Raw genomic sequence first — 6,658 nt, 5'->3', positions numbered from 1 at the left:
TTCTTCAAGGGCTACCGTCCGCAGTTCTACTTCCGTACCACCGACGTGACCGGTTCGTGCGAACTGCCGGAAGGCGTTGAGATGGTAATGCCGGGTGACAACATCAAGATGGTTGTCACCCTGATCAAGCCGATCGCCATGGAAGACGGCCTGCGCTTCGCGATCCGCGAAGGCGGTCGTACCGTAGGCGCCGGCGTGGTTGCCAAGATCGTCGAGTAATCGACCGATCCGTTAAAGAGAAAAGGGCCCTTCGGGGCCCTTTTCTTTTGAACTGGTTAAAAGTTGACACCCCCTGGGGCCATCCGTACAATTGCGCCTCCTTTCGGCGGGCGTAGTCCGTCCGCAGGGATTAGCAGCTTGGAATCTGAGGTCAAAATGCAAAACCAACAAATCCGTATTCGGTTGAAGGCTTTTGACCATCGCCTGATCGATCAATCTACCCAGGAAATCGTGGAAACCGCGAAACGTACTGGTGCTCAGGTGCGTGGTCCGATTCCTCTGCCTACTCGTAAGGAGCGGTACACCGTTCTGATTTCTCCGCACGTCAACAAAGACGCGCGCGATCAGTACGAAATCCGCACTCATAAGCGTGTTCTGGACATCGTCCAGCCGACGGACAAAACCGTCGACGCGCTGATGAAGCTCGACCTTGCGGCAGGCGTGGAAGTGCAGATCAGCCTCGGCTAAAACCTGGCGGTTTTAGTCGTGTAACGCTCTGAAATGGGCGGCCATAGCGGGTGAAAGCCCCGTACACTCATGAGGTTTACAACATGACTATTGGTGTAGTCGGTCGTAAGTGCGGCATGACCCGCATTTTCACCGAAGAAGGTGTCTCCATTCCGGTCACGGTCATCGAGATCGAGCCGAATCGCGTCACCCAGTTCAAAAACGAGGAGTCCGATGGCTACCGTGCAGTGCAGGTCACTGTCGGCGAGCGTCGCGCCTCGCGCGTCAGCAAGGCTCAGGCCGGTCACTTCGCCAAGGCGAACGTCGCGGCGGGTCGTACCGTTCTGGAATTCCGTCTTGAAGAAGGCGACTACCAGGCCGGCGACCTGATCAACGCTGAAATTTTCCAAGCTGGTCAGCTGGTGGATGTCACCGGTCAGTCCAAAGGTAAAGGCTTCGCCGGTACCATCAAGCGTTGGAACTTCCGCGGCCAGGACAACACTCACGGTAACTCCGTTTCTCACCGTGTACCGGGTTCCATCGGCCAGTGCCAGACCCCGGGTCGTGTATTCAAGGGCAAAAAGATGTCCGGTCATATGGGCGCCGAGCGCGTGACCGTGCAGTCCCTGGAAGTCGTTCGCGTAGACGCCGAGCGTAACCTGTTGCTGGTCAAGGGTGCCGTTCCGGGCGCTACTGGCGGCGACGTTATCGTTCGTCCGGCTGTCAAGGCGTAAGGGGAGAATCTGAGATGCAATTGAATGTAAATGGCGCTCAGGCGATCGAAGTGTCCGATGCGACCTTCGGTGGCGAGTTCAACGAGACCCTGGTTCACCAAGCAGTCGTGGCCTACATGGCCGGCGGCCGTCAGGGCACCAAAGGCCAGAAGTCCCGTTCCGACGTTTCCGGTGGCGGCAAGCGCCCCTGGCGTCAGAAGGGCACCGGTCGTGCCCGTGCCGGTACCACTCGTGGTCCGATCTGGCGTGGCGGTGGTGTGACCTTCGCAGCGTCCACCCGCAACCATGAACAAAAGCTGAACAAGAAGATGTACCGCGCAGCCCTGCGCTCCATCCTTGCTGAGCTGGTGCGTACCGACCGTCTGGTCGTGGTCGAAGACTTCGCCGTTGATGCGCCGAAGACCAAGACCCTGTTGGCCAAGCTGAACGGCATGGGTCTGAACGATGTTCTGATCGTGTCCGATGCTGTTGATCAGAATCTGTACCTGGCTGCCCGCAACCTGCCGCACGTCGACGTTCGCGACGTTCAGGGTTCCGATCCGGTCAGCCTGATCGCGTACGAAAAGGTGCTGGTCACCGTTTCGGCCGTGAAGAAATTCGAGGAGCTGCTGGGATGAACCAGGAACGCGTATTCAAAGTGCTGCTTGGCCCGCACATCTCCGAGAAGGCCACGGTTCTGGCTGACAAACAAGGTCAGTTCGTTTTCAAGGTCGCTACCGATGCGACCAAGCTGGAAATCAAGAAGGCCGTCGAAAGCCTGTTCAGCGTGAAGGTTGAGCGCGTGACTACCCAGAACGTTCTGGGCAAGAGCAAGCGCACCGCTCGCGGTCTGGGCAAGCGTAACGACTGGAAGAAGGCAGTTATCTCCCTTCAGCCGGGCCAAGATCTCGATTTCACCAGCAGTGCTGAGTAAGGAAGGGGTGCATCATGGCAATCGTTAAGTGCAAACCGACTTCCGCTGGCCGCCGTTTTGTGGTCAAGGTGGTCAACCAGGAGCTGCACAAAGGCGCTCCGTACGCTCCGCTGCTCGAGAAGAAGTCGAAGTCCGGCGGTCGTAACAACAACGGCCGTATCACCACGCGTCACGTTGGTGGTGGTCACAAGCAGCATTACCGTCTGGTCGACTTCCGTCGCAACGACAAGGATGGCATTCCGGCCACCGTCGAGCGCGTGGAATACGATCCGAACCGTACTGCTCACATCGCTCTGCTGAAGTACGCCGACGGCGAACGTCGCTACATCATCGCGCCGAAGGGCGTGAGCGCTGGCGACCAGCTGGTAGCCGGCAACATGGCGCCGATCAAGCCGGGCAACAGCCTGCAGCTGCGCAACATTCCGGTGGGTTCGACCGTTCACGGTATCGAGCTGAAGCCGGGTAAAGGCGCACAGATCGCGCGTTCCGCTGGCGCTTCCGCGCAGCTGATCGCCCGTGAAGGTGCCTATGTGACTCTGCGTCTGCGCTCCGGCGAGATGCGCAAAGTCCTGGCCGAGTGCCGTGCGACCCTGGGCGAAGTCTCGAACTCCGAGCACAGCCTGCGTTCGCTGGGTAAGGCCGGTGCCAAGCGCTGGCGCGGTGTTCGTCCGACCGTTCGTGGTGTTGCCATGAACCCGGTTGATCACCCGCACGGTGGTGGTGAGGGTCGTACCTCCGGTGGTCGTCATCCGGTGTCGCCATGGGGCTTCCCGACCAAGGGCGCGAAGACCCGTGCTAACAAGCGCACCGACAACATGATCGTCCGTCGTCGCAAGTAAATAGAGGGATACGACAGTGCCACGTTCTCTGAAAAAAGGTCCTTTTATCGATCTTCACCTACTGAAGAAGGTCGAAGCGGCGGTGGAAAAGAACGATCGCAAGCCGGTTAAAACCTGGTCGCGCCGTTCCATGATCCTGCCGCAGATGGTCGGTCTGACCATCGCTGTGCATAACGGTCGTCAACATGTTCCGGTCCTCGTGAACGAAGACATGGTCGGCCACAAACTGGGCGAATTTGCCGGCACCCGTACCTATCGTGGTCACGTGGCCGACAAGAAAGCCAAGCGTTAAGGGGTAAGGAAATGGAAGTAGCCGCTAAGTTGTCGGGCGCTCGCATCTCCGCCCAGAAAGCCCGCTTGGTCGCCGACCAGATCCGCGGGAAGAAGGTGGGCGAAGCGCTCAACCTCCTGGCTTTCAGCAGCAAGAAAGCCGCCGAGATCATGAAGAAAGTGCTGGAGTCGGCCGTTGCCAACGCCGAGCACAACGAAGGCGCAGACGTTGACGACCTGAAGGTCAGCACCGTTTTCGTCAACGAAGGGCGTTCGCTTAAGCGCATCATGCCGCGTGCCAAGGGCCGTGCTGATCGCATCGTCAAGCGGTCTTGCCATATCACTGTCAAGGTTGCGGACAAGTAACGGAGTCGATCAGATGGGTCAGAAAGTACATCCCGTTGGCATCCGCCTGGGAATCGTCAAGGATCACACCTCGGTCTGGTACGCAGATGGTCGCAATTACGCCGACTACCTGAACGCCGACCTGAAGGTTCGTGCATACCTGCAAGACAAACTAAAAAGCGCGTCCGTAAGCCGTATCGACATCGCTCGTCCGGCACAAACCGCACGCATCACCATCCACACCGCTCGTCCCGGCATCGTGATCGGCAAGAAAGGTGAAGATGTTGAGAAGCTGCGTCAGGACCTGACCAAGCAAATGGGTGTGCCGGTGCACATCAACATCGAAGAGATCCGCAAGCCGGAGCTCGACGGTATGCTGGTTGCGCAGAGCGTAGCTCAGCAGCTGGAGCGTCGCGTGATGTTCCGTCGCGCCATGAAGCGCGCTGTACAGAACGCCATGCGCATTGGTGCCAAGGGCATCAAGATCCAGGTGAGTGGTCGTCTCGGCGGCGCTGAAATCGCCCGTACCGAGTGGTATCGCGAAGGTCGTGTGCCGCTGCACACCCTGCGTGCCGATATCGATTACGCCACCTACGAAGCGCACACCACCTACGGTGTGATCGGTGTCAAGGTTTGGATCTTCAAAGGCGAAGTAATTGGTGGTCGCCAGGAAGAGCTGAAGCCGCAAGCACCCGCTCCTCGTAAAGCTGCTAAGAAATAAGGAGTACGCATCATGTTGCAACCAAAGCGTACGAAGTTCCGCAAGCAGATGACCGGCCACAACCGTGGTCTGGCTCAGCGCGGTAGCAAGGTCAGCTTCGGCGAGTTCGCGCTGAAGTCTGTCGCCCGCGGTCGTCTCACCGCCCGTCAGATCGAGTCCGCTCGTCGTGCTCTGACCCGTCACGTCAAGCGTGGCGGCAAGATCTGGATTCGCGTGTTCCCGGACAAGCCGGTTACCAAGAAGCCTCTCGAAGTGCGGATGGGTAAAGGTAAGGGTGGCGTCGAATACTGGGTAGCCCAGATCCAGCCAGGCAAGGTCCTGTACGAGATCGAAGGCGTATCCGAAGAGCTGGCGCGTGAGGCTTTCGCCCTGGCTGCTGCAAAGCTGCCGCTCGCCACCACCTTTGTTAAGCGGACGGTGATGTGATGAAAGCGACCGAACTTCGTGAAAAAACCGCACAGCAGCTGAACGAGCAACTGCTCGGCCTGCTGCGCGACCAGTTCAATCTGCGTATGCAGAAGGCAACTGGCCAGTTGGGGCAGTCTCACCTGCTCTCGCAAGTTAAGCGCGACATCGCTCGTGTGAAAACTGTGCTCAACCAGCAGGCAGGTAAGTGATCATGGCTGAAGCCGAAAAAACAGTCCGTACGCTGACCGGCCGTGTTGTCAGCGACAAGATGGACAAGACCATCACCGTTCTGATCGAGCGTCGCGTCAAGCACCCGATCTACGGTAAATACGTCAAGCGTTCGACCAAGCTGCACGCGCACGACGAGAACAACCAGTGCCACATCGGCGACAAGGTTTCCATCCGTGAAACCCGTCCGCTGGCCAAGACCAAGTCTTGGGCCCTGGTTGAAGTCCTCGAACGCGCAGTCGAAGTCTAAGGGCTAGGGGTCGGAGAAATTTTATGATTCAGACTCAATCCATGCTCGATGTGGCTGACAACAGCGGTGCACGTCGCGTCATGTGCATCAAGGTGCTGGGCGGCTCGCATCGTCGCTACGCCGGCATCGGCGACATCATCAAGGTCACCGTCAAGGAAGCAATTCCGCGCGGCAAAGTGAAGAAAGGTCAGGTCATGACCGCAGTGGTCGTTCGTACCCGTCACGGCGTTCGCCGTGCCGACGGTTCGATCATCCGCTTTGACGGCAACGCTGCTGTTCTGCTGAACAACAAGCAGGAGCCGATCGGTACCCGTATCTTCGGGCCCGTGACCCGTGAACTGCGTTCCGAGAAGTTCATGAAGATCGTCTCGCTCGCCCCTGAAGTGCTTTAAGGAGATCCGACATGCAAAAGATTCGTCGTGACGACGAGATCATCGTGATCGCCGGCAAAGACAAAGGTAAGCGTGGCAAGGTGCTCAAGGTTCTCGCTGACGACCGTCTGGTCGTTGGCGGCATCAACCTGGTGAAGCGCCACACGAAGCCGAACCCGATGTCGGGCGTTCAAGGCGGTATCGTCGAGAAAGAAGCGCCGCTGCACGCTTCCAACGTTGCCATCTTCAACTCTGAGACCAACAAGGCTGACCGCGTTGGCTTCAAGATCGAAGACGGCAAGAAAATTCGTGTCTTCAAGTCCACCCAGAAGCCGGTTGGCGCTTGAGAATCATAGGTAAAACACCATGGCACGACTGAAAGAGATTTACCGGAAGGAAATCGCGCCCAAGCTGAAGGAAGAACTGAAGCTGGCGAACGTGATGGAAGTTCCGCGCATCACCAAGATCACCCTGAACATGGGCCTGGGCGAAGCGATCGGTGACAAGAAAGTCATCGAGAACGCGGTTGCCGACCTCGAGAAGATCACCGGTCAGAAAGTCGTTGTGACTCATGCCCGTAAGTCGATCGCAGGTTTCAAGGTTCGTGAAGGTTGGCCGATTGGCGTCAAGGTCACTCTGCGTCGCGAGCGTATGTACGAGTTCCTGGATCGTCTGCTGTCCATCTCCCTGCCGCGCGTGCGTGACTTCCGCGGCCTGAATGCCAAGTCCTTCGACGGCCGCGGCAACTACAGCATGGGCGTGAAAGAGCAGATCATCTTCCCGGAAATCGATTACGACAAAATCGATGCGCTGCGTGGTCTGGACATCACCCTGACTACCACTGCCCGTAACGATGATGAAGGCCGCGCCCTGCTGCGTGCTTTCAACTTCCCGTTCCGCAACTGATCGGAGT

14 protein-coding genes and 1 pseudogene are annotated in these 6,658 nt (G+C 58.1%); all 15 read left to right on the top strand.

What is annotated here, in order from left to right; all coding sequences use genetic code 11:
* A pseudogene (tuf, locus tag ACIGKL_RS08655) lies at window positions 1-219 on the top strand (elongation factor Tu); the annotation flags it as partial.
* Window positions 220-375: 156 nt separating this feature from the next.
* On the top strand, window positions 376-687 hold the full coding sequence (rpsJ, locus tag ACIGKL_RS08650; RefSeq protein WP_003243886.1) for a 30S ribosomal protein S10: 312 nt from the start codon (window positions 376-378) through the stop codon (window positions 685-687).
* Window positions 688-770: 83 nt separating this feature from the next.
* A complete protein-coding gene (rplC, locus tag ACIGKL_RS08645; RefSeq protein WP_013717347.1) occupies window positions 771-1,400 on the top strand; it encodes a 50S ribosomal protein L3 in 630 nt (209 codons plus the stop codon).
* A gap of 14 nt (window positions 1,401-1,414) precedes the next feature.
* A complete protein-coding gene (gene rplD, locus ACIGKL_RS08640; RefSeq protein WP_021444332.1) occupies window positions 1,415-2,017 on the top strand; it encodes a 50S ribosomal protein L4 in 603 nt (200 codons plus the stop codon).
* Window positions 2,014-2,313, top strand: coding sequence for a 50S ribosomal protein L23 (rplW, locus tag ACIGKL_RS08635; RefSeq protein ID WP_021444331.1), 300 nt, complete (start codon window positions 2,014-2,016; stop codon window positions 2,311-2,313). The genes rplD and rplW overlap by 4 nt, the downstream gene beginning before the upstream one ends.
* Before the next feature lie 14 nt (window positions 2,314-2,327).
* Window positions 2,328-3,152 carry a 50S ribosomal protein L2 gene (gene rplB, locus ACIGKL_RS08630; protein WP_021444330.1) on the top strand — a complete coding sequence of 275 codons (825 nt, stop codon included), beginning with the start codon at window positions 2,328-2,330 and terminating at the stop codon, window positions 3,150-3,152.
* Between the two features lie 16 nt (window positions 3,153-3,168).
* Window positions 3,169-3,444, top strand: a complete 276-nt coding sequence (gene rpsS / locus ACIGKL_RS08625) for a 30S ribosomal protein S19 (protein WP_031303186.1) — start codon at window positions 3,169-3,171, stop codon at window positions 3,442-3,444.
* Between the two features lie 11 nt (window positions 3,445-3,455).
* Entirely contained in the window at window positions 3,456-3,788 is a 333-nt protein-coding gene (rplV, locus tag ACIGKL_RS08620) for a 50S ribosomal protein L22 (RefSeq protein ID WP_003103908.1), read from the top strand.
* A 13-nt stretch (window positions 3,789-3,801) separates the two neighbouring features.
* On the top strand, window positions 3,802-4,488 hold the full coding sequence (gene rpsC / locus ACIGKL_RS08615; RefSeq protein WP_397486221.1) for a 30S ribosomal protein S3: 687 nt from the start codon (window positions 3,802-3,804) through the stop codon (window positions 4,486-4,488).
* Window positions 4,489-4,500: 12 nt separating this feature from the next.
* Window positions 4,501-4,914, top strand: coding sequence for a 50S ribosomal protein L16 (gene rplP / locus ACIGKL_RS08610; RefSeq protein ID WP_003243901.1), 414 nt, complete (start codon window positions 4,501-4,503; stop codon window positions 4,912-4,914).
* Window positions 4,914-5,105 carry a 50S ribosomal protein L29 gene (gene rpmC / locus ACIGKL_RS08605; RefSeq protein WP_003463299.1) on the top strand — a complete coding sequence of 64 codons (192 nt, stop codon included), beginning with the start codon at window positions 4,914-4,916 and terminating at the stop codon, window positions 5,103-5,105. Before rplP ends, rpmC begins: the two co-directional genes overlap by 1 nt.
* A gap of 2 nt (window positions 5,106-5,107) precedes the next feature.
* Window positions 5,108-5,374 (top strand): 30S ribosomal protein S17, encoded by a 267-nt coding sequence (gene rpsQ / locus ACIGKL_RS08600; RefSeq protein WP_031303185.1) that lies wholly within the window; start codon window positions 5,108-5,110, stop codon window positions 5,372-5,374.
* A 23-nt stretch (window positions 5,375-5,397) separates the two neighbouring features.
* On the top strand, window positions 5,398-5,766 hold the full coding sequence (gene rplN / locus ACIGKL_RS08595) for a 50S ribosomal protein L14 (RefSeq protein WP_003243907.1): 369 nt from the start codon (window positions 5,398-5,400) through the stop codon (window positions 5,764-5,766).
* A gap of 11 nt (window positions 5,767-5,777) precedes the next feature.
* The gene (gene rplX, locus ACIGKL_RS08590) at window positions 5,778-6,092 is read left to right on the top strand and encodes a 50S ribosomal protein L24 (protein WP_003243909.1); all 315 of its coding nucleotides are present in this window, start codon (window positions 5,778-5,780) and stop codon (window positions 6,090-6,092) included.
* Between the two features lie 19 nt (window positions 6,093-6,111).
* Entirely contained in the window at window positions 6,112-6,651 is a 540-nt protein-coding gene (gene rplE, locus ACIGKL_RS08585) for a 50S ribosomal protein L5 (RefSeq protein WP_003243911.1), read from the top strand.
* Window positions 6,652-6,658 lie beyond the last annotated feature (7 nt).

The sequence above is a fragment of the Pseudomonas sp. NPDC077186 genome, assembly GCF_044543505.1.
Taxonomy (GTDB): Bacteria; Pseudomonadota; Gammaproteobacteria; order Pseudomonadales; family Pseudomonadaceae; genus Aquipseudomonas.
The sequence above is the reverse complement of the archived record's forward strand: the minus strand, read 5'-3'. Positions and strand labels throughout refer to the sequence as shown.